At 40.6% G+C, this 22615-nt stretch carries 21 protein-coding genes and 1 other annotated feature; all 21 genes read right to left on the reverse strand.

What is annotated here, in order from left to right:
• Positions 1–58: 58 nt before the first annotated feature.
• The 21 genes from fusA to gltX all read right to left on the reverse strand — a co-directional run bounded on the left by fusA (position 59) and on the right by gltX (position 22592).
• Complete coding sequence (fusA, locus tag AA0X71_RS23945) at positions 59–2137, reverse strand: elongation factor G (protein ID WP_165619833.1); 2079 nt, start codon at positions 2135–2137, stop codon at positions 59–61.
• 51 nt (positions 2138–2188) lie between these two features.
• Positions 2189–2659 (reverse strand): 30S ribosomal protein S7, encoded by a 471-nt coding sequence (gene rpsG / locus AA0X71_RS23950; RefSeq protein WP_165619832.1) that lies wholly within the window; start codon positions 2657–2659, stop codon positions 2189–2191.
• A 38-nt stretch (positions 2660–2697) separates the two neighbouring features.
• Entirely contained in the window at positions 2698–3120 is a 423-nt protein-coding gene (rpsL, locus tag AA0X71_RS23955) for a 30S ribosomal protein S12 (RefSeq protein WP_165619831.1), read from the reverse strand.
• Between the two features lie 102 nt (positions 3121–3222).
• Positions 3223–3471, reverse strand: coding sequence for a 50S ribosomal protein L7ae-like protein (locus tag AA0X71_RS23960; protein WP_413357828.1), 249 nt, complete (start codon positions 3469–3471; stop codon positions 3223–3225).
• Between the two features lie 180 nt (positions 3472–3651).
• Complete coding sequence (gene rpoC, locus AA0X71_RS23965; RefSeq protein WP_165619829.1) at positions 3652–7251, reverse strand: DNA-directed RNA polymerase subunit beta'; 3600 nt, start codon at positions 7249–7251, stop codon at positions 3652–3654.
• A gap of 132 nt (positions 7252–7383) precedes the next feature.
• Positions 7384–10941, reverse strand: a complete 3558-nt coding sequence (gene rpoB, locus AA0X71_RS23970; RefSeq protein WP_413357830.1) for a DNA-directed RNA polymerase subunit beta — start codon at positions 10939–10941, stop codon at positions 7384–7386.
• Positions 10942–11218: 277 nt separating this feature from the next.
• Positions 11219–11824 (reverse strand): class I SAM-dependent methyltransferase, encoded by a 606-nt coding sequence (locus AA0X71_RS23975; RefSeq protein WP_413357832.1) that lies wholly within the window; start codon positions 11822–11824, stop codon positions 11219–11221.
• A gap of 93 nt (positions 11825–11917) precedes the next feature.
• Positions 11918–12283 carry a 50S ribosomal protein L7/L12 gene (gene rplL / locus AA0X71_RS23980; RefSeq protein WP_413357834.1) on the reverse strand — a complete coding sequence of 122 codons (366 nt, stop codon included), beginning with the start codon at positions 12281–12283 and terminating at the stop codon, positions 11918–11920.
• A 62-nt stretch (positions 12284–12345) separates the two neighbouring features.
• Complete coding sequence (rplJ, locus tag AA0X71_RS23985; protein ID WP_413357836.1) at positions 12346–12846, reverse strand: 50S ribosomal protein L10; 501 nt, start codon at positions 12844–12846, stop codon at positions 12346–12348.
• Positions 12847–12879: 33 nt separating this feature from the next.
• Positions 12880–13029 (reverse strand) — a sequence feature (ribosomal protein L10 leader region).
• A 56-nt stretch (positions 13030–13085) separates the two neighbouring features.
• Complete coding sequence (gene rplA, locus AA0X71_RS23990; protein WP_413357838.1) at positions 13086–13784, reverse strand: 50S ribosomal protein L1; 699 nt, start codon at positions 13782–13784, stop codon at positions 13086–13088.
• Positions 13785–13969: 185 nt separating this feature from the next.
• Positions 13970–14395: a 50S ribosomal protein L11 gene (rplK, locus tag AA0X71_RS23995; RefSeq protein WP_019157072.1), complete on the reverse strand. Its 426-nt coding sequence runs from the start codon at positions 14393–14395 to the stop codon at positions 13970–13972.
• Between the two features lie 279 nt (positions 14396–14674).
• Complete coding sequence (gene nusG, locus AA0X71_RS24000) at positions 14675–15208, reverse strand: transcription termination/antitermination protein NusG (protein WP_019157071.1); 534 nt, start codon at positions 15206–15208, stop codon at positions 14675–14677.
• Between the two features lie 256 nt (positions 15209–15464).
• Positions 15465–15644: a preprotein translocase subunit SecE gene (gene secE, locus AA0X71_RS24005; protein WP_413357840.1), complete on the reverse strand. Its 180-nt coding sequence runs from the start codon at positions 15642–15644 to the stop codon at positions 15465–15467.
• A 116-nt stretch (positions 15645–15760) separates the two neighbouring features.
• Positions 15761–15904, reverse strand: a complete 144-nt coding sequence (gene rpmG / locus AA0X71_RS24010) for a 50S ribosomal protein L33 (protein ID WP_413357842.1) — start codon at positions 15902–15904, stop codon at positions 15761–15763.
• 98 nt (positions 15905–16002) lie between these two features.
• Positions 16003–16662 carry an RNA polymerase sporulation sigma factor SigH gene (sigH, locus tag AA0X71_RS24015; RefSeq protein WP_413357844.1) on the reverse strand — a complete coding sequence of 220 codons (660 nt, stop codon included), beginning with the start codon at positions 16660–16662 and terminating at the stop codon, positions 16003–16005.
• A gap of 69 nt (positions 16663–16731) precedes the next feature.
• Positions 16732–17241 carry an NYN domain-containing protein gene (locus tag AA0X71_RS24020; protein WP_413357846.1) on the reverse strand — a complete coding sequence of 170 codons (510 nt, stop codon included), beginning with the start codon at positions 17239–17241 and terminating at the stop codon, positions 16732–16734.
• A 5-nt stretch (positions 17242–17246) separates the two neighbouring features.
• Complete coding sequence (rlmB, locus tag AA0X71_RS24025) at positions 17247–17987, reverse strand: 23S rRNA (guanosine(2251)-2'-O)-methyltransferase RlmB (protein WP_413357848.1); 741 nt, start codon at positions 17985–17987, stop codon at positions 17247–17249.
• A gap of 1 nt (position 17988) precedes the next feature.
• The gene (locus tag AA0X71_RS24030; protein WP_413357850.1) at positions 17989–18408 is read right to left on the reverse strand and encodes a Mini-ribonuclease 3; all 420 of its coding nucleotides are present in this window, start codon (positions 18406–18408) and stop codon (positions 17989–17991) included.
• A 3-nt stretch (positions 18409–18411) separates the two neighbouring features.
• Positions 18412–19809 carry a cysteine--tRNA ligase gene (gene cysS / locus AA0X71_RS24035; protein WP_413357852.1) on the reverse strand — a complete coding sequence of 466 codons (1398 nt, stop codon included), beginning with the start codon at positions 19807–19809 and terminating at the stop codon, positions 18412–18414.
• A 1-nt stretch (position 19810) separates the two neighbouring features.
• Complete coding sequence (cysE, locus tag AA0X71_RS24040) at positions 19811–20458, reverse strand: serine O-acetyltransferase (RefSeq protein ID WP_413357854.1); 648 nt, start codon at positions 20456–20458, stop codon at positions 19811–19813.
• Between the two features lie 676 nt (positions 20459–21134).
• Complete coding sequence (gene gltX / locus AA0X71_RS24045; protein WP_413357856.1) at positions 21135–22592, reverse strand: glutamate--tRNA ligase; 1458 nt, start codon at positions 22590–22592, stop codon at positions 21135–21137.
• Between the last annotated feature and the right edge of the window lie 23 nt (positions 22593–22615).

The following is a 22615-nucleotide window of genomic DNA, read 5'->3' on the forward strand; positions in this document are numbered from 1 at the left end:
CCCTTTTCCTACAGCTTCGTACATAAGTAGTTATACTTTAAAGATAGGTGAAAATCAATTATTCACCTTTATTTTTCTTGATGATTTCTTCTGAAATTGATTTTGGTACCTCTTCATAGTGGTCAAAATGCATTGAGAATACACCGCGACCTTGAGTGCTTGAACGTAAAGTTGTCGCATAACCAAACATTTCAGAAAGCGGAACCATAGCACGGACAACTTGTGCATTACCACGAGCTTCCATACCTTCAACACGTCCACGACGGGAAGTGATGTTACCCATGATATCACCCATGTATTCTTCAGGGATGATAACTTCAACTCTCATCATTGGCTCTAAAATAACAGGGTTACATTTTGACGCTGCATTTTTAAGTGCCATAGAAGCGGCGATTTTGAACGCCATTTCTGAAGAGTCGACATCATGGTATGATCCATCAAATAGTCTTGCTTTGATATCTACTACTGGGTAACCTGCAAGAAGTCCTCTATCAAGAGCATCTTCAAGTCCAGCTTGAACAGCAGGGATGTATTCACGTGGAACAACACCACCAACGATACCATTTTCAAATTCGAAGCCTTTTCCTTCATCATTTGGAGAAAACTCGATCCAAACGTGTCCGAATTGTCCGCGTCCACCAGATTGACGAGCAAACTTTCCTTCTACAGATGCAGAAGTACGGATTGTTTCACGGTAAGCAACCTGAGGAGCACCAACATTAGCTTCTACTTTAAATTCGCGACGCATACGGTCTACAAGAATATCTAAGTGAAGTTCACCCATACCCGCAATGATAACCTGGCCAGTTTCCTGATCAGTATGCGCACGGAATGTTGGATCTTCTTCTTGTAGTTTTTGAAGTGCAGTAGTCATCTTATCTTGGTCAGCCTTAGATTTAGGCTCGATAGATAACTGGATAACCGGCTCTGGGAATTCCATAGATTCAAGAATAACTAGATTCTTTTCGTCACATAGAGTATCACCAGTTGTAGTATCCTTCAGACCAACTGCTGCAGCGATATCTCCAGCGTATACCATTGAAATCTCTTCACGGCTGTTCGCATGCATTTGTAGGATACGTCCTACACGCTCGCGCTTACCTTTTGTAGAGTTTTGTACATATGAGCCAGAGCTTAATGTACCAGAGTATACACGGAAGAATGTAAGTTTACCAACATAAGGGTCAGTCATAACTTTAAACGCAAGTGCAGAGAATGGCTCGTTGTCGTCAGAATGACGTTCAACAGCTTCATCACTATCTGGTAATGTTCCTTTAATAGCAGGAACATCTAATGGTGATGGAAGGTAAGCAATTACTGCATCAAGCATTTTTTGTACACCTTTGTTTTTGAAAGCAGAACCACAGATAACTGGGTATAACTCAACATTAACAGTACCTTTACGGATACCAGCTTTAAGCTCGTCTGTAGTGATTTCTTCACCACCAAGGTATTTCTCCATTAATTCTTCGTCAAGTTCAGCAACTGCTTCAATTAACTTTTCGCGGTATTCTTCAGCTAAGTCCATATATTCAGCTGGAATTTCGCGCTCTTCAATCTCAGTTCCAAGGTCATTGCCGTAGAAAGTAGCTTTCATTTCTACGAGGTCAATGATTCCATCAAACTCGTCTTCAGCTCCAATTGGTAATTGGATTGCTACAGCGTTAGCTTGTAGACGATCATGAAGAGTTTTTAAAGAGTAAAGGAAGTCCGCACCTAGTTTATCCATTTTGTTAACGAATACTACACGTGGAACTCCATAAGTTGTTGCTTGGCGCCAAACCGTTTCTGTCTGTGGTTCAACACCAGACTGTGCGTCAAGAACAGCTACAGCACCGTCTAATACACGAAGAGAACGTTCAACTTCAACTGTGAAGTCTACGTGTCCTGGTGTATCGATAATGTTTACGCGGTGACCTTTCCATTGTGCAGTTGTTGCAGCGGAAGTGATCGTGATACCACGCTCTTGTTCTTGCTCCATCCAATCCATCTGAGATGCACCTTCATGTGTTTCACCGATCTTATGAATACGACCAGTATAGTAGAGTACACGCTCAGTTGTTGTTGTTTTACCGGCATCGATGTGAGCCATGATGCCGATATTGCGAGTATTTTCTAAGGAGAACTCTCTTGCCATTTGGTATTTCTCCTTCCATGTTTGAGTGTTTTTTTTATTATGAAATAGATTTTACCAACGATAATGAGCGAATGCTTTGTTAGCTTCAGCCATTTTGTGTGTATCTTCACGTTTCTTCACTGATGCACCAGTGTTGTTAGCTGCATCAAGAATTTCGTTAGCAAGACGCTCTTCCATTGTCTTTTCACCACGAAGACGTGAATAGTTTACTAACCAACGAAGACCTAGAGTAGTTCGGCGTTCTGGACGCACCTCTACTGGTACTTGGTAGTTAGATCCACCTACACGGCGTGCTCTAACTTCAAGAACAGGCATGATGTTCTTAAGAGCTTGATCGAATACTTCGATTGGGTCTTTGCCAGTACGTTCACGAATAATATCAAATGATGAGTAAAGGATAGATTGTGACTTACCTCTTTTACCGTCAACCATCATTTTGTTGATTAGACGAGTGATTAGCTTTGAATTATAAATTGGATCTGGTAATACGTCTCTTTTTGCTACAGGACCTTTACGTGGCATATTTCTTCCTCCTTTCAAAGAAGCTTATAATTGTGTTTTTATTTCTTTGCTGCTTTAGGTTTCTTTGTACCGTATTTAGAACGACCTTGCATACGGTTGTTAACTCCAGCTGTATCTAATGCTCCACGAACGATGTGGTAACGTACCCCTGGTAAATCCTTTACACGTCCGCCGCGGATTAATACTACGCTGTGCTCTTGTAGGTTGTGTCCGATACCCGGAATGTATGCAGTTACCTCGATGCCGTTAGTTAAACGTACACGAGCATATTTACGTAACGCTGAGTTCGGTTTCTTCGGAGTCATTGTACCTACACGAGTACAAACACCGCGTTTTTGTGGAGATGATAAATCAGTTTGTGCTTTTTTGAAGCTGTTATAACCTTTGTTAAGCGCTGGTGATTTTGACTTTTCCTCTTTTGACTTACGAGGCTTGCGCACCAATTGGTTAATAGTTGGCATTTATGTTTCCTCCCTTCACTTTTTCATTTAAGCCCACACATCCAGGTGGTTCATTTTGAAGCAAAAAACAAAGTCCTTGCAGATGTACTACAAAAACAGTTTTTAATGGATTATCGCAACGGTAGATGCAGCAACTTCAATGCCGCAAGCTTTCCCTAGTGATTTCATAGAATCAGCGTAGATTACCGGGGTGTTTGTTTCTTTAGCTGTACTAACAACCGTTGCTGTCACATGTGGATCAGCATCTGTCGCTACTAGTACTTCTTTTACGTTTCCGTTCCTCAGCGCTTTTACCGTCTGCTTTGTTCCTACTATGAAATTTTCTGCCTGCAATACTTTTTCATAAGACATAGATCATATCCTCCAAAGTAACAGGTAATAGGAGCACCTTTGCTATATTAGCACCTTATAAAACCAATGTCAATAAAAGTTGATATTTTTTTATCATATTCTTACAAACCAAGAGTCGATCTTTTTAGATAAATAATACGGTACCCGCCATTTGGCAAGTACCGCATTTATTTTTAACGATTACTCAACCGTTACAACATCATCTGATTCTTCGATTGCTGCAACTGGTTCTGCTTTGCGGTAACGTTGCATTCCTGTACCTGCTGGAACAAGCTTACCAATAATGACATTTTCTTTCAGGCCGAGCAACTCGTCACGTTTTCCTTTGATCGCTGCATCTGTAAGAACACGAGTTGTTTCTTGGAATGATGCGGCAGATAAGAAGGAATCTGTTTCAAGTGATGCTTTTGTAATTCCAAGCAATACTGGACGACCAGTTGCTGGTAATTTTCCTTCAAGTAGGGCTTTTTCGTTTGCATCTGTAAATTGATGAATGTCGAGTAGTGAACCTGGTAACACTTCAGTTTCTCCAGCATCGACGACACGGATCTTACGAAGCATTTGGCGGACCATTACTTCTACGTGCTTATCGCCAATTTCAACCCCTTGCATACGATAAACCTTTTGTACTTCTTTTAGTAAGTATTCTTGAACAGCTGCTACGTTTTTCACCTTGATTAGTTCTTTAGGATCAATAGAACCTTCTGTCAATTCCTGACCTCTTAACACATGGTCATCGATTGCTACTTTAAGGCGCGCTGTATATGGCGCCGTATAAGTACGAGACTCGAGTTCTCCTTGGACAATGATTTCATGCTGACGGTCACGTCCTTCGTTAATACCAACGACAACTCCATCAAGTTCAGAAATAACCGCTTGCCCTTTTGGATTACGTGCTTCGAAAATTTCCTGGATACGAGGTAAACCTTGTGTAATATCGTCTCCGGCAACTCCACCTGTATGGAATGTACGCATCGTTAACTGTGTACCTGGCTCACCAATGGATTGGGCAGCGATAATACCAACTGCTTCACCCACTTCAACTTCTTGACCCGTTGCAAGGTTACGACCATAACATTTTTTACATACGCCGTGGCGAGTATTACATGTGAATGCAGAACGAATCCACACTTCTTCAATACCCAATTCCGTAATTTCAACAGCTAAATCCTCAGTGATTAAATCATTTTCCGCTACAATGACTTCCTTCGTTTCTGGATGTTTGATTGCTCTTCTTGCATATCGACCAATTAAACGCTCATCTAAAGCTTCAATAATTTCTGTTCCATCACGTAGAGCAGAAACCAACAACCCTCTATCTGTACCACAATCATCATCACGAACGATAACATCTTGCGCTACATCAACGAGACGACGAGTTAAGTAACCAGAGTCAGCTGTCTTAAGCGCCGTATCTGCAAGTCCTTTACGAGCACCGTGAGTAGAGATGAAGTACTCTAATACGGTTAACCCTTCACGGAAACTGGAGATAATCGGTAACTCAATAATACGACCAGCCGGGTTCGCCATCAATCCACGCATACCAGCAAGCTGGGTGAAGTTTGATGCGTTACCACGAGCACCTGAGTCACTCATCATAAAGATTGGGTTCGTTTTCTCTAATGATTTCATTAGTTTTGCTTGAATAACATCTTTCGCTGCACTCCAGATAGAAATAACACGGTCATAACGCTCTTCTTCAGTGATTAAACCACGTCTGAATTGCTTCATCACATTATCTACTTTTCCTTGTGCCTCTTCGATGATTTCTTGCTTTTCTTTTAATACAACAATATCTGCTACCCCAACCGTAATACCGGCTTTCGTAGAGTATTTGAAACCAAGATTCTTCATGCGGTCAAGCATTTTAGATGTCTCAGTGATTTTAAATCTCTTAAATACTTCAGCAATGATATTCCCAAGAATTTTCTTCTTGAATGGGTCTACCAACGGTAAGCTCTTAATAATTTCTTTTACATCTGCACCCTTTTCTACAAAGTATTTCTTCGGAGTTTCTTCCTCTAAATTACTCTTTGTAGGTTCATTAATGTAAGGGAATGATTCAGGTAAAATTTCATTAAAAACTAGCTTCCCAACTGTTGTAATAAGAAGCATTTGGTTCTGTTCTTCGGTAAATGTTTCATTATTTAAGGATCCTGCATGAACAGCTACACGAGTATGTAGATGAACATAACCGTTTTGGTAAGCAATTATTGCTTCATTTGTATCCTTAAAGACCATTCCTTCACCAACTGCATGTTCACGTTCTAACGTGAGGTAGTAGTTACCAAGCACCATATCCTGAGATGGTGTAACAACTGGCTTTCCATCCTTAGGGTTTAGAATGTTTTGAGCGGCAAGCATTAATAGTCTCGCTTCAGCTTGTGCTTCTGCAGATAACGGAACGTGTACGGCCATTTGGTCACCGTCAAAGTCCGCATTGTATGCTGTACATACAAGTGGATGAAGGCGGATCGCACGACCTTCTACAAGTGTAGGTTCGAACGCTTGGATACCTAGTCTGTGTAGAGTAGGGGCACGGTTCAAGAGAACTGGATGCTCCTTAATAACGTCTTCAAGCACATCCCAAATTTCTGGAGATAAGCGCTCGATTTTACGTTTTGCTGATTTAATATTATGGGCTAATCCTTTTTCAACAAGCTCCTTCATAACGAAAGGCTTGAATAATTCGATTGCCATTTCCTTCGGTAAACCACATTGGTACATCTTCAAGTTTGGTCCAACTACGATAACGGAACGACCTGAATAGTCAACACGCTTACCAAGAAGGTTTTGACGGAAACGTCCTTGCTTCCCTTTTAACATATGAGAAAGAGATTTTAATGGACGGTTACCTGGTCCAGTAACTGGACGACCACGACGGCCATTATCAATTAGAGCATCCACAGCTTCTTGAAGCATACGCTTTTCATTTTGAACAATGATGCTTGGTGCTCCTAAATCTAACAGACGCTTTAGACGATTATTACGGTTAATCACTCGACGATATAGGTCATTTAGATCGGATGTCGCAAAACGTCCTCCATCTAATTGAACCATTGGACGAAGTTCCGGTGGGATAACTGGTAGCACATCTAGAATCATCCAAGATGGCTCATTTCCTGAATTACGGAATGCTTCTAATACTTCAAGTCTTTTGATTGCTCTAGTACGACGTTGTCCTTGAGCTGTTTTTAATTCCTCTTTTAAAAAGTCTACTTCTTTATCTAGGTCAATGTCAGTAAGAAGCCTTTTGATGGATTCTGCACCCATAGACGCTTGGAACTTATTACCGTACTTATCACGATATGCACGATATTCCTTTTCAGATAAAAGTTGTTTCTTTTCAAGAGGAGTGTCGCCAGGTTCAGTAACAACGTAAGAAGCAAAATAAATGACTTCTTCTAAAGCACGTGGAGACATGTCTAAAATTAATCCCATTCTGCTTGGGATTCCTTTGAAATACCAAATATGTGATACAGGAGCAGCTAGCTCAATATGTCCCATACGTTCACGACGAACTTTAGCTCTTGTTACTTCTACACCACAGCGGTCACAAACTACGCCCTTATATCGGACACGCTTGTATTTTCCACAATGACATTCCCAGTCCTTTTGTGGTCCGAAAATACGCTCACAGAAAAGACCATCTTTTTCTGGCTTTAATGTACGATAGTTGATTGTTTCTGGTTTTTTCACTTCACCAAAAGACCAAGAGCGAATTTTGTCGGGTGAAGCAAGACCGATCTTCATATACTCAAAATTATTGACATCCAGCAAGGGGCCTACCTCCCTTTTGATCTACAGGTTTTACCCTTTTTGCTAATCTATGATTACAAATTCCGTAACTCTTCCTTTAGCAAGTAGCTAAGAAAGAGTTACGGATGCATTTCTTAAACTCGTACAGTTACGTTATTCTTGGATTCCGACTTTTTCGGATTCTGTTTCTTCATTGACAGGGGCGACGGTTAATGCTTCGGCTTGCTGTTCCTCATCATCCTCTAAATCACGCATTTCGATTTCCTTTTCATCACCAGAAAGGATTTTAACATCCATACCTAAGCTTTGAAGTTCTTTCATCAATACGCGGAATGATTCAGGGACACCTGGTTCAGGAACATTTTCACCTTTGACGATCGCTTCGTATGTTTTCACACGGCCGACTACGTCATCGGATTTTACTGTTAAGATTTCTTGTAGGGTATACGCAGCACCATAGGCTTCTAACGCCCAAACTTCCATTTCCCCAAATCTTTGCCCACCGAACTGAGCTTTACCACCAAGTGGCTGCTGAGTAACAAGTGAGTAAGGACCTGTTGAACGAGCATGAAGCTTATCATCAACCATGTGCGCAAGCTTAATCATGTACATGACCCCAACAGAAACACGATTATCGAACGGCTCTCCAGAGCGACCATCGTAAAGGACCGTTTTTGCATCGCGATCCATGCCTGCTTCTTCAATCGTTGACCACACGTCTTCTTCACGCGCACCATCGAATACTGGTGAAGCAACATGAATGCCTAGTTGTCTTGCGGCCATTCCTAAATGAAGCTCTAACACCTGACCGATGTTCATACGAGAAGGAACCCCTAATGGGTTTAACATGATATCAACTGGCGTACCATCTGGTAAATACGGCATATCCTCTTCTGGTAAAATGCGAGAGATAACCCCTTTGTTACCGTGACGTCCAGCCATTTTATCGCCTTCATGGATTTTACGTTTTTGAACGATATAAACACGAACTAACTGGTTAACACCAGGAGGTAGTTCATCGCCATCTTCACGATTAAAGACTTTTACATCGTGAACAATACCGCCACCACCGTGTGGTACACGAAGTGATGTATCACGTACTTCACGAGCTTTCTCACCGAAGATCGCATGTAATAAACGTTCTTCTGCAGTAAGCTCTGTTACTCCTTTAGGTGTTACTTTACCGACTAGTAAATCCCCGTCTTTCACTTCCGCACCGATGCGAATAATTCCGCGCTCATCAAGATTTCTTAGCGCATCTTCCCCAACGTTTGGAATATCACGAGTGATTTCTTCCGGTCCTAATTTTGTATCACGAGACTCTGACTCATACTCTTCAATATGAATCGAAGTATAAACATCATCTTTGACTAAACGCTCACTCATGATGATGGCATCCTCGTAGTTATAACCATCCCATGTCATGAACGCGACAAGAACATTTCGTCCAAGAGCAAGTTCTCCAAGCTCCATAGAAGGACCATCTGCAAGGATTTCTCCTTTTGTTACACGATTCCCAACAGCAACGATTGGGCGTTGATTGTAACAAGTTCCTTGGTTAGAACGGACAAATTTTAACATCCGATATTTATCAAGATTACCCTTCACTTCTTGGCCATCTACTACACTAACGCGACGAACCCACACTTCACGCGCTTCAACATGTTCAACAATTCCTTCATGCTTACAGATAACAGCAGCACCTGAATCCTTACCGGAAACATACTCCATACCCGTACCTACACGAGGAGCCTCTGGTTGCATTAGAGGAACTGCTTGTCGTTGCATGTTCGCACCCATCAAGGCACGGTTCGAGTCATCGTTTTCTAAGAACGGGATACACGCTGTTGCAGCAGATACGACCTGCTTAGGAGATACGTCCATATAATCGATACGTTCTCTCTTTGTAACCGTGTTTTCACCGCGGAAACGAGAGATAATATCTTCATCTAAGAAGGAACCATCATCACCTAAGCGTGCATTCGCTTGGGCTACAACATAGTTATCCTCTTCATCAGCAGTTAAGTAATCAATTTGATTCGTTACTTTTCCTGTTTCAGGATCAACACGACGATATGGAGTCTCAATGAAACCAAAACGGTTGACCTTCGCATAGGAAGATAAAGAGTTGATCAAGCCGATATTAGGTCCTTCAGGCGTTTCAATCGGACACATACGACCATAGTGGGAATAGTGTACGTCACGCACTTCCATCCCTGCGCGTTCACGAGTAAGACCACCTGGTCCTAAAGCAGAAAGACGACGCTTATGCGTAAGTTCTGCTAATGGATTCGTTTGATCCATGAACTGGGATAACTGAGAGCTTCCAAAGAATTCTTTAATAGAAGCGATCACAGGACGAATGTTGATCAGTTGCTGTGGAGTAATCGTATTCGTATCTTGAATAGACATTCTCTCACGAACAACACGTTCCATACGAGATAACCCGATACGGAATTGATTTTGTAAAAGCTCTCCAACTGAACGAAGACGACGATTACCTAAATGATCGATATCATCTGTATTTCCTACTCCGTAGAGCAAGTTAAAGAAATAACTAATAGAAGCAATGATATCTGCTGGAGAAATATTCTTCACAGCCTCTTCTACATAGGCATTTCCGATGACATTGATAATTTTATCTCCGTCTTCATTTGGAGCATAGATTTTAATAGATTGTAGTAAAACATCGTTCTCCACGACACCACCAACAGGGCTGATCGTTTTGAAACCAATATTTTTCTCTAAATAAGGGATAATACGATCTAATGTACGACGATCAAGTAGTACTCCCTTTTCAGCGATAATTTCACCTGTTTCAGGATCCACAAGCGTTTCTGCTAGACGCTGATTAAACAAGCGATTTTTTATATGAAGCTTCTTATTGATTTTATAACGACCTACATTCGCTAAATCATAGCGCTTCGGATCGAAAAATCTAGAAACCAATAAACTTTTCGCGTTTTCTACAGTTGGTGGTTCACCCGGGCGTAGGCGTTCATAAATTTCCAGTAACGCTTTATCCGTACCTTCTGTGTTGTCTTTTTCGAGAGTGTTACGAAGATATTCATTCTCTCCAATTAAATCTAAAATTTCCTGTTCAGAGCCAAATCCAAGAGAACGCAAAAGAACCGTAACAGGCAATTTCCTCGTACGATCAATCCTTACGTAAACTACATCTTTGGCATCAGTTTCATACTCTAACCAAGCACCACGGTTCGGAATTACAGTAGCACCGAAACCTCTTTTACCATTTTTATCTACTTTCCCGCTATAGTACACACTTGGAGAGCGTACTAATTGCGAAACGATAACACGTTCCGCCCCGTTAATCACAAAGGTTCCAGTTTCTGTCATTAATGGAAAGTCTCCCATAAAGACATCCTGATCCTTAACCTCGCCCGTCTCTTTATTGACAAGACGAACCTTCACACGCAATGGCGCTGAATATGTAACATCTCGTTCTTTCGATTCCTCAACGGAATATTTCGGTTCGCCAAGACTGTAATCAATAAACTCCAGAGACAGATTACCAGTGAAGTCCTCAATCGGTGAAATATCTTGGAACATTTCACGCAATCCTTCATCCAAAAACCATTGATAAGAAGCAGTTTGGATTTCGATTAGATTCGGTAATTCTAAAACTTCACTGATTCGTGCGTAACTTCTCCGCTTACGGTGTCGTCCATACTGAACTAGTTGACCTGTCAACTGATTCACCCCTCAAATCAAGCGTTATAGTGCATCTATTGCCGTCTTATAAGATCAAGGAGACGCCTTGACTGGCTAAAACAATCCAAGAGGCCTCATCTTGTAAGACAAAAAGAAAAAGGGTTTTATTTTCTCAAAAACCACATTTTTCACATTGCGAACTATTATTTTGTTAGTTTTTCCTTACTAAACCAACTTTATACAAAAATCGTTGAAATTAGTAATTATACCAGTTTATATTATGTTGGCATTGTATAATGTTAACATAGCGAAAATGTCAAGTCAAATATTTTTTTGCACGCAAAATAAAATATCCTTTTTTCTTTTCAACCGTCTCTACATCGCCAAAAACCGCACTTATTTTTTCAATCGCCGAAGGAGCTCCTTGCTTTTTTTGAATGACCACCCAAAGCTCTCCTCCTTCCTTCAAATAAGAAAAGCTTTGTTCAAAAATTTCATGTACCACTTTCTTACCTGCTCGAATCGGAGGATTCGTCAAAATTGCCACAAACTCTTTATGTTCAACATTCATAAGGCGATCACTCTCATAGATCGACACATTCGACACGCCGTTTAAAGCGGCATTCTCCTTTGCGAGTAACAAGGCTCGTTCATTAACATCAACCATGTGTATATATCGCCCCGTATCCTTGGCCAAAGATAAACCGATCGGTCCGTATCCACACCCAACATCCAACAAATCACCTTCGATTTCAGGCAACTGGAAAGACTCCACTAATAGCCTTGAACCAAAATCTACTTCACCCTTTGAAAAAACACCGTTGTCTGTTTTAAATTTCAGATCATGATTTCTTAAAGTGAAGTTCCAATATTTCGGATTACTCTCGACCTTCTGTTCGCGGGAATAATAATGTTCAGACATGATTTCACCTCTTTCTACATGCATTATAGAAAAATTCATTACGAAACACAAAAAAGCCCGCTATATTAGCGAGCTTTTTATTGATGAAAGAAATTACTTAACTTCTACGCCAGCTCCAACTTCTTCAAGCTTAGCTTTGATTTCTTCAGCTTCTTCTTTAGAAGCTCCTTCTTTAACTGCTTTTGGAGTGTTATCAACAAGTTCTTTTGCTTCTTTAAGTCCAAGACCTGTGATTTCACGAACAACCTTGATAACTTTGATTTTTTGATCTCCTGCAGAAGCAAGAACAACATCAAATTCAGTTTTTTCTTCAACAGCGCCACCAGCAGCAGCTCCACCCATAACAGCTACAGGAGCAGCAGCAGTTACGCCAAATTCTTCTTCAATAGCTTTTACTAGGTCATTTAATTCTAAAACAGTCATATTTTTAACTGCTTCAATGATTTGTTCTTTAGTCATGATATAATTTCCTCCTTGGAATGTTTTTCATTTATTTTTAAAAACCAATCAAAATTTCTAGCTTATGCGCCTTGTTCTTCTTTTTGATCTGCCACAGCTTTTGTAGCAAGAGCAAGGTTGCGGATAGGTGCTTGAAGCACGCTGAGTAACATAGATAATAAGCCTTCGCGAGATGGTAGATCTGCAAGAGCTTTAATGTCATCAACAGTTGCTACATTCCCTTCGATAACACCTGCTTTAATTTCAAGTGCTTCGTGCTTTTTCGCAAATTCGTTAATAATTTTCGCTGGTGCGACTACATCTTCTGCACTGAACGCGATTGCGTTTGGTCCTGTAAGAACCTCATTCAATCCAGTAAGTTCAGTAGCTTCTGTAGCACGACGAGTCAAAGTGTTTTTGTAAACTTTGAATTCTACTCCAGCTTCACGAAGTTGTTTACGAAGTTCAGTAACTTCTGCAACGTTTAAACCACGGTAATCAACGACAACTGTGGATACACTTGCTTTAAGTTTACCAGCAATCTCGTCAACGATTGTTTGCTTTTGTTCGATAGCGTTGCCCATCTTTACACCTCCTGTAGATTTCTACACTTATACCGATGCAATTAAAAACCTCCACATCTAACAGACATGGAGGGAGTATACAATAGTCGTAGTACAACTAAATCTTTCATCTATCGTATGACCTCGGTAGGGAAGTTTAAGCCATATGGCCCCTACTGTCTGCGGTACAAATGTTATTTATTTTTCACAACAGAATTTATTATATAAAATATAATTCTGGTTGTCAATTTATATTTTAATTATTTCGCAACAGCAGAAGAAGGATCAACCTTAACCCCTGGTCCCATTGTTGTAGTAACTGTTACATTTTTCATGTAAGTTCCTTTTGCAGCTGCAGGCTTAGCTTTCATTAATGTATCGAAAATAGTGTTGAAGTTTTCAACTAGCTTTTCGTTATCAAATGAAGCTTTACCGATTGGCACATGAATGTTACCAGATTTATCAACGCGGTATTCTACTTTACCAGCTTTGATTTCGTTAACAGCTTTTGTTACATCAAAAGTAACTGTTCCAGTTTTAGGGTTTGGCATTAAACCTTTAGGTCCTAATACACGACCAAGCTTACCAACTTCACCCATCATATCTGGAGTTGCTACGATAACATCAAATTCGAACCAACCTTGGTTGATTTTGTTGATGTATTCTGCATCTCCTACATAATCTGCACCAGCAGCTTCTGCTTCTTTCATTTTTTCGCCTTTAGCGAAAACTAATACACGTTGAGTTTTACCAGTTCCGTTTGGAAGAACAACAGCTCCACGGATTTGTTGGTCAGCTTTCTTAGGGTCAACCCCTAAACGAAATGCTGCTTCAACCGTTGCATCAAATTTAGCAAAGTTTGTTTTCTTTGCAAGCTCAATTGCTTCTACTACAGGATAAGCTTTTAGACGATCTACAAGCTTTGTAGCTTCTAAATACTTCTTACCTTTTTTAGTCATTTTTATTTCCTCCCTGAATTGTGGTTTTAGCGGATAACCTCCCACTTAGAAAAGCGCAAGAGCCCATAGGCTCCAGGGCTAGACAAACGAAAAACACAAAGCGTTTTTCGGCAAAACAAAGGTTGCGAGTGAAACCAAATTCAACGTCGCAACCCCATTTAATCAACCTTAAAACTAAGCATGAATTAGTCTTCGATAACGATACCCATGCTGCGTGCAGTACCTTCAACCATGCGCATAGCTGCTTCAACACTAGCTGCATTTAAATCAGGCATTTTTGATTCAGCAATCTCGCGTACTTTATCACGCTTAACTGTTGCTACTTTATTACGGTTTGGTTCACCAGAACCAGACTCGATTCCAGCTGCTTTCTTAAGAAGAACGGCAGCAGGTGGAGTTTTCGTAATAAATGTAAATGAACGGTCTTCAAATACCGTAATTTCAACAGGTATGATTAAACCAGCTTGTTCAGCTGTACGAGCGTTAAACTCTTTACAGAATCCCATGATATTCACACCCGCTTGACCTAGTGCCGGTCCAACTGGTGGTGCTGGATTCGCTTTAGCTGCAGGAATCTGCAATTTTACGACCTTAATTACTTTTTTAGCCACGAGACACACCTCCTTAAAGTCCGTGATGTGGTAATAGGGTGAATTTACGAGAGTAAAAACAAGCCCTCCCACTCAACAAGTTGTCTTTATATTCATAAATAAAGATCTCGGCAATATTTTGTCTCTTTTTGAGACATACTGACCTATGAAATATTATCACTTTTCAAAGTCGATTTCAAGTTTTTTCTAAAAAGAAATGAAAGGATACGTCCTAACCTACTAAAAACGCAAGCACGTCAACTAATTCCTCTTACGGAACAAGTCACCACTTTTCATCCATTATAATTTGTCAATTTGTGTAAACTCGAGTTCCACCGGCGTGTCACGACCGAACATATTTACAAGAACTTTGAGCTTCGCTTTGTCTTTATCGATCTCTTCAATAGAGCCTGTAAAGTTCGCAAATGGACCTTCTTTTACACGGACTGTTTCCCCAATTTCAAAGTCAATATCAATTCTTCTCTCTTCAACACCTAATGTCTTCAGAATAGAATTGATCTCTTCTGGTAAAAGCGGCGTCGGCTTTGAACCAGAGCCTGCTGAACCAACGAACCCTGTCACTCCTGGAGTATTACGTACTACATACCAAGAATCGTCCGTCATAATTATTTCAACCAAAACATAACCAGGAAACACTTTACGTTTCACTGTTTTTTTCTTACCATTTTTAATATCAGTTTCTTCTTCCTCTGGCACAATTACACGGAAAATCTTATCCTGCATTCCCATTGTTTCTACACGTTTCTCCAGGTTTGTTTTTACCTTGTTTTCGTAGCCTGAGTAAGTATGAACAACATACCAATTCTTTTCCATTTGTCAGGACGCTATGTCCTTCCCTCCCTACACAAATCAAATTCTCCTCAATGAGTCTACGCAAATTTCCCGCACACTCAAAAGGCAAAACTTCCGTTCAACAAAGCGATTCCCTAGATATCTAACCTCATCATAGGCATCCCATCATTAAAAACATCATGCTTGTCTATTTTTTTGCAAATTAAAAAACCCGTCACCGGGCTTTGAAAAAATTCCTATCATATTTTCCATTATACCATTAAGACATAGGAGTTATTCAAGGAATTAAACGAATCAATTCAGAAATTCCTAAATCGATTACTGCAAAGAAAACGGTAAAGAAAATAACAGTGACTAAAACTGTAATCGTATAGCTTGTTAGTTCTTTCCTTTTCGGCCAACTGACTTTTCCCATTTCACGGCCGACGTCTTTGAAAAAATTTACGATGCGTTGCATGAGTGAGACCTCCAACTTTTTAAGGAATTGCTGTTCTGAGAAGATTTTGTCATGGCTATTCAAGCTTTACCTCGAAGTAGACCACTTGAAGAATAGCTATCTATTTAAAAATCAAATTATTTCGTTTCCCGATGAAGCGTATGATTATTGCATGTGCTACAAAACTTCTTTAATTCCAAACGCTCCGATTCCTTCTTGCTTGTAGTTGAGTAATTTCTCGAACCACATTGTGAACAAGCAAGAGCAACCTTCTTTATCATCTTGGCCACCTACTACATCTTTTATATCTATAAAACTGTATCACGGACAAGATATGGTGTCAATATGAAATACGAACAAGCCCTTATGTACAAGGGGATTACAACGTAAGCTCTCTTACCTCTAAATATCTTTCTAGCTTTCTCTTTACTCGTTGCAAAGCATTATCAATCGACTTCACATGGCGATTGAGCTCTTCTGATATTTCTTGGTAAGATTGTCCATCTAAGTATAAAGCTAAAACCTTCCGCTCCAGATCGCTTAACAGTTCAGACATTTTCACTTCGATATGATCAAACTCTTCTTGATTGATAATCAGTTCTTCTGGGTCCATCACCTTCGCACCAGAAATAACATCCATTAACGTTCGATCCGATTCTTCATCATAGATCGGCTTGTCCAACGATACATACGAATTTAACGGGATATGCTTTTGCCTTGTTGCTGTTTTGATCGCCGTAATAATTTGCCTTGTGATGCATAGCTCCGCAAACGCTTTAAAAGAAGTTAGCTTGTCCTCTTTGAAGTCACGAATAGCCTTATAGAGACCAATCATACCTTCTTGAACAATATCCTCTTTATCTGCACCAATTAAAAAATAGGACCTAGCTTTTGCCCGCACGAAATTACGGTACTTGTGAATGAGGAAATCCAAGGCCTCACCCGCACCTTGATGAACCATCTCCACTAACTCTTCATCTTCCAGCTGAACATAATTGATAAAACTTTCGTTTTCCTTTGTTCCGTAGTCAGTACTCACTAGGATCCCCCCGACCGTACAAGCTAGTTAGCAATATTATACAGTAGCTTTTTTTACCCCGTCAACCTGTCATCTCTCGCCTCTTCGCCATTTTTCGAAAATTTCTGCCACTTCCTTGCTAAGAGGAATCTTTGAATTCGGACCTAGGTCTTGAATTTTTTTGACCCTTTTTTCAATCCTTCGTTCAATCGATTCCATCTCTATCAACAGCTCTCTGGCCGATTTACGCAGAGCTCCTTGTCCAAAAATCGCCCATTGCTCTGTGTAATCAGAGGTAGCAACATGGATTTGTGTCTTGCGATTATTTAAAGAAATAGCGAGCTTTTCAATTCTTTCATCGGCCGTCTCATTGTTCCGTGTAAAAATAACTTCAACTTTGAAATTGCGATATTTTTTTTCAGTCCCTTTAACGTATTGAGCATCAAAGACAACAATCACCCGATATCCTGAGTACGCTTGATATTCCGCCATCTTCTCGACCAACCGATCTCTCGCTGCAGCTAAATCTTTACTTTTCAGTGCTTTAAGTTCGGGCCAATCACCGATTATGTTATAGCCATCTACAATCAGGATGTCCATTTTCTTCACCCAAGTGGGTAACGTTTTCGAAACACTTCGTACATGAGTAGTGCTGCCGCAACGGAAGCGTTTAATGATGTTACCTTCCCTTTCATCGGCAAACGGATAAGAAAGTCACACTTATCCCTAATTAAACGCCCCATACCTTTCCCTTCGCTTCCAATCACAAGACCTAATGGTAACGTCCCATCAAATTGACGAAAGTCTTCTTTTCCCTTTGCGTCTGTTCCAGCAATCCAAACGCCGCGTTCCTTCAATTCATCAATCGTTCGCGCCATATTGGTCACTCTTACGACAGGTATATATTCAATCGCCCCTGTAGATGCCTTCGCAACCGTCGCCGTTAATCCAACCGCTCTTCTTTTTGGAATAATGATGCCATGAGCACCAACTGCATCTGCCGTTCTCATAACGGATCCTAAATTGTGGGGATCTTCAATTTCGTCTAAGAGGATAAAGAAAGGAGTCTCGTTTCTTTGCTCTGCAAGGGAAAATAAATCATCTAGCTCCGCATATTGGTACGCAGCAACTTGAGCAATGACCCCTTGATGGTTCCCTTCGACCAAACCATCAATTTTTTTCTTCGGTACAAACTGGACCATGACATTCCGTTCCTTCGCTAAGCCAATCACCTGCTGCATTTGCCCTTTTTGAGAGCCTTCTGCAATTAATACTTTGTTGACATCCCGATCCGATTTCAGTGCTTCAATAACAGGGTTTTTCCCAATAATATAATCTTGATTCAATTTAGGCTCCTCCTTTCTGTTCACGAACAATATCTAATGATTTCTTCACAATCTCATCTAACCGCTCTTCTCTTTTCAATAAATATAAATAACCGATCAACGCTTCGAAAGCCGTACCGTACCGATACGTTTGTACATCTGTATTCTTTGGTACGGTACCTGATTTCGCATTTCTTCCTCTCATCACAACGGCTGTCTCTTCATCTGTCAGCTGCTTTTCATCGAGAAAACGATGGATCATCATAGCCTGCGCCTTAGCGGATACATATTTCGTCGCTTCTTTATGGAGGTGATGCGGCTTAACCCGCCCGTTTTGCAAAAGGTGTTCACGAACGTATACCTCAAACACAGCATCACCCATGTAAGCTAACGCTAAACTATTCAATTGTTTCACTTCTAAGTTGTTTTCATATTGAAGCATCTGTTAGCCTCTTTTCCAACGAGTACCTTGAGGAGTATCTTCTAAAATAATATTCATGTCCTTTAGTTGATCGCGAATTTCATCAGCTAATTGGAAATTCCGATCCTTACGTGCTTGAATCCGTTTTTGAATCAATGCATCGATTTCTTCGTCTAATAGAGCATCATCTTCAAGCTTAAGCCCCAATACGTCGAATAATACCTTAAATTCACTTATCAGAGCTTCGATGACTTCAACAGAAGTATTCTTTTCCATCAAATACAAATTAACAAGCTTCGATAGTTCAAACAAAATAGAGATTCCATTGGCCGTATTAAAGTCATCATCCATCGCTTCGATAAATTGCGTGCGTAACCCTTGGATTTGCTCAAGCCATTGCGGATTGTTATCTGTTAAATTTGTACTAGCCGCTTGGCGATGCTTTAAATTTTGATACGACGTCTTTATCCGCTCTAACGCCGATTGGGTATGAACAAGAAGTTCTTCTGAATAGTTGATTGGATTACGATAATGGACAGAGAGCATAAAGAATCGTAACACTTGCGGATCATGTCTTTTAATAATGTCATGAACAAGAACAAAATTCCCTAATGATTTGGACATTTTTTCATTATCAATATTAATGTAACCATTGTGCATCCAATAACGAGCGAATTCCTTTTCAGTTAATGCCTCAGATTGGGCAATTTCATTCTCATGATGAGGGAAGGCTAAATCTTGCCCACCTGCGTGGATATCGATGGTATCACCTAAATATTTTCTCGCCATGGCAGAGCATTCAATATGCCAACCAGGTCTTCCTTTCCCCCAAGGACTCTCCCATGAAATCTCACCAGGCTTCGCCGCTTTCCAAAGCACAAAATCAAGTGCATCCTGCTTCTTCTCACCAACCGCAATACGCGCGCCGACTCTTAACTCATCAATCGACTGATGTGAAAGCTTACCATACTCTTTGAACATACGCGTGTGGTAATAAACGTCTCCTTCTGATTCATATGCAAACCCTTTTTCAATTAACGTACGAATAAAATCGATAATGATATCCATATTTTCTGTTACACGAGGATGGACGTCTGCCTCTTTGCATCCTAATGCATGCACATCTTCATGGTAAGCTGTGATAAAGCGATTGGCGATATCAGGGACTTCTTCCCCAAGTTCATTGGCTACACGAATGAGTTTATCGTCAACATCAGTAAAATTAGAAATAAAATTCACGTCAAAGCCACGGAATTGAAGATATCTTCTAACCGTATCAAATATGATCGCCGGACGTGCATTCCCAATATGAATATAATTGTATACGGTTGGACCGCACACATACATTTTCACCTTACCCTCTTCTAAAGGGATAAAATCTTCTTTTTTTCTAGTTAGCGTATTATAAATTTTAATCGCCATTCTAAAAGCTCCTTTCTCGCTGTAACTCCTCTATTTCCTTCTGTAATTCCTTCACTCTTTGCTCTAATTCTTTAAATCGATCTGCAACCGGATCTGGAAGGTCGGAATGGTTTAAATCCTTGTTAAGTTTCACGCCGTCTTGAATCACCACTTTACCGGGAATTCCGACAACCGTTGAATTTGGAGGGACCTCCTTCAGAACAACTGAACCTGCACCTATTTTAGAATTCTCCCCCACTGTAATCGAACCTAGTACTTTCGCTCCAGTAGCAATTAACGCATTGTCTTTGATTGTGGGGTGGCGCTTGCCCTTTTCCTTTCCAGTACCTCCGAGTGTGACACCTTGGAACACCGTGACATTGTCGCCAATTTCACAGGTCTCGCCTATAACAACACCCATTCCATGGTCGATGAAAAATCGTCTCCCAATTTTCGCCCCAGGATGGATCTCAATTCCCGTAAAGAAACGACTGACTTGTGAGATGACCCGAGCAATAAAATAGAGCTTTCTTTTATAAAAGGCATGTGCGATTCGGTGACTCCAAATCGCATGCAAACCAGAATAGGTTAAAATGACTTCGAGATAGGTCCTTGCAGCTGGATCTTGATCAAAGATAACATCAATATCATCCTTCAACATCTTAAACATGACAACCTCTTCCCCCTTTTTATGCCTCATGATCCCCACAAAACAAAAGAACAAAAGCGCAAGCGCCTTGATCATCGCCGTACATAACTGGAAGGGCCTCGACTGAGATAAAGGAAACCTGAATTGCGATAGCAATTCTTGGTTGACTTATCGTAGGGAGGGGACCTGAAGTTTGCTAGGCGATAGGCGCTGGAGCTAGACGTAGATACACTTCGTAACAAAGTTATACACAACCGCGAAATCTATAATTTCCTAGAACATAAAAAATGCGCCTCTGTCCATAAGACAGAGACGCATTTTTCGCGCGGTTCCACTCTGTTTAGACTGAAAAAATCAGCCTCAACTTTTAAGCGCATAACGGTCGCAACCCGCTCAAAATCTACTGAGGGCAAGCCCGTTCGAAGTGAGACTCAGAGGTGCATTTCAGAAAACGAGAGGCTTTAAACCAATCTCAGCTGAAAAAATCGATGAAACGATTTTTCCTTGGTTCTCTCTTGAAAGCGTCATTTTCCTACTTTTCCTCATCACCATTTTGTCTATCTATTCATTTTAACGCTCTCCTAAAAGAGCCATCATTTCAGGTAATTTTACTTATACTATATTACATTTTGGCACAACTGTTAACTAATAGATTCCCATTTTTAAAAGAAATTAAACATTTTGCACCAAAACGGTTCTATAAAAGTTGTTTTAAACGATTTATTACTTTCTCCCGTCCTAAAAGAGCAATCGCTTTTGGAAGGTCTGGTCCGTGGGTTTGACCTGTTGTCGCTACTCGAATTGGCATGAACAGCTTCTTCCCTTTTTGACCAGTGCTTTTCTGTACAGCTTTAATGGACGCTTTAACGCCAGCTGCTGTCAATTCTTCCACCTGCTCAACCTCTTGTAAAAAGGCAGCTAACACAACTGGGACATCTTCATCTGCAAGAACAGTCTCTGCCTCTTCATCTCTTTCTACGTCATCCTTGAAGAATAACCCAGAAAGCTCAACAATTTCAGCACCGTAGCTCATTTGCTCCTGATAAAGAGCGATTAGATCCTGTGCCCATTGGCGTTCCTCTGCTGTCATATCCGCATTCACTCGACCTGCTTTAATAAGATGCGGTAATGAAATCTCTACTAGCTTATCAATTTCTAGCTTTTTCATATATTGATTATTCATCCATGCTAGTTTTTGCTTATCAAACAATGCTGGAGATTTAGATAGTCTTTCTGCATCAAAGATCTTGATTAACTCATCCTTGGAGTAGATTTCCTCTTCGCCAGCCGGAGACCAGCCAAGTAAGGCAATGAAGTTAAACAATGCTTCTGGAAGATATCCCAATGCCTCATATTGCTCGATAAATTGAATAATCGACTCATCACGTTTGCTCAGTTTTTTTCGACTTTCATTGACGATGAGCGTCATATGACCAAAAACAGGCGCTTCCCAACCAAGGGCTTCGAAAATCATCAATTGTTTAGGCGTATTGGAAATATGGTCATCACCACGTAAAACATGGCTAATCTTCATTAAATAATCATCGACAGCAACAGCAAAGTTGTAAGTTGGCGTGCCGTCCTTTTTCACAATAACGAAGTCTCCTCCAACTCCATCTGATTCAAAGGACACATTCCCTTTTACCATATCGTCAAACGCATATACTCGCCCTTCTGGTACAAGGAAACGAATGCTCGGTTGTCTGCCTTCTTCCTCGAACTTTTGCTTTTGCTCTTCAGTTAAGTGGCGGCAACGACCAGAATAACCCGCGATTTGCTTGGAGTCACTTTGCGCTTCACGCTCCGCTTCTAATTCTTCTTCCGTGCAATAGCATTTGTAGGCTAAACCTTTATCAAGAAGTTCCTTATAATATTGCTCATAAATGTCATTTCTCTCAGATTGACGATACGGACCATAGCCTCCATCTAAATCAATGCTTTCATCCCAATCCATTCCGAGCCATTTTAAGTACTTTAGCTGACTTTCTTCCCCACCAGCAATATTTCGCTTTTTATCCGTATCCTCTATACGAATAATGAATTTTCCACCTAGATTACGTGCAAATAAATAGTTAAATAATGCAGTTCGGGCATTCCCTATATGTAAATGTCCTGTTGGACTTGGTGCATAACGTACGCGAATATCGTTTGACATAATTCTTCCTCCTGTTTGCATGT

The sequence above is a fragment of the Robertmurraya phoenicis genome (assembly GCF_047302285.1).
Classification (GTDB): Bacteria; Bacillota; Bacilli; order Bacillales; family Cytobacillaceae; genus Robertmurraya.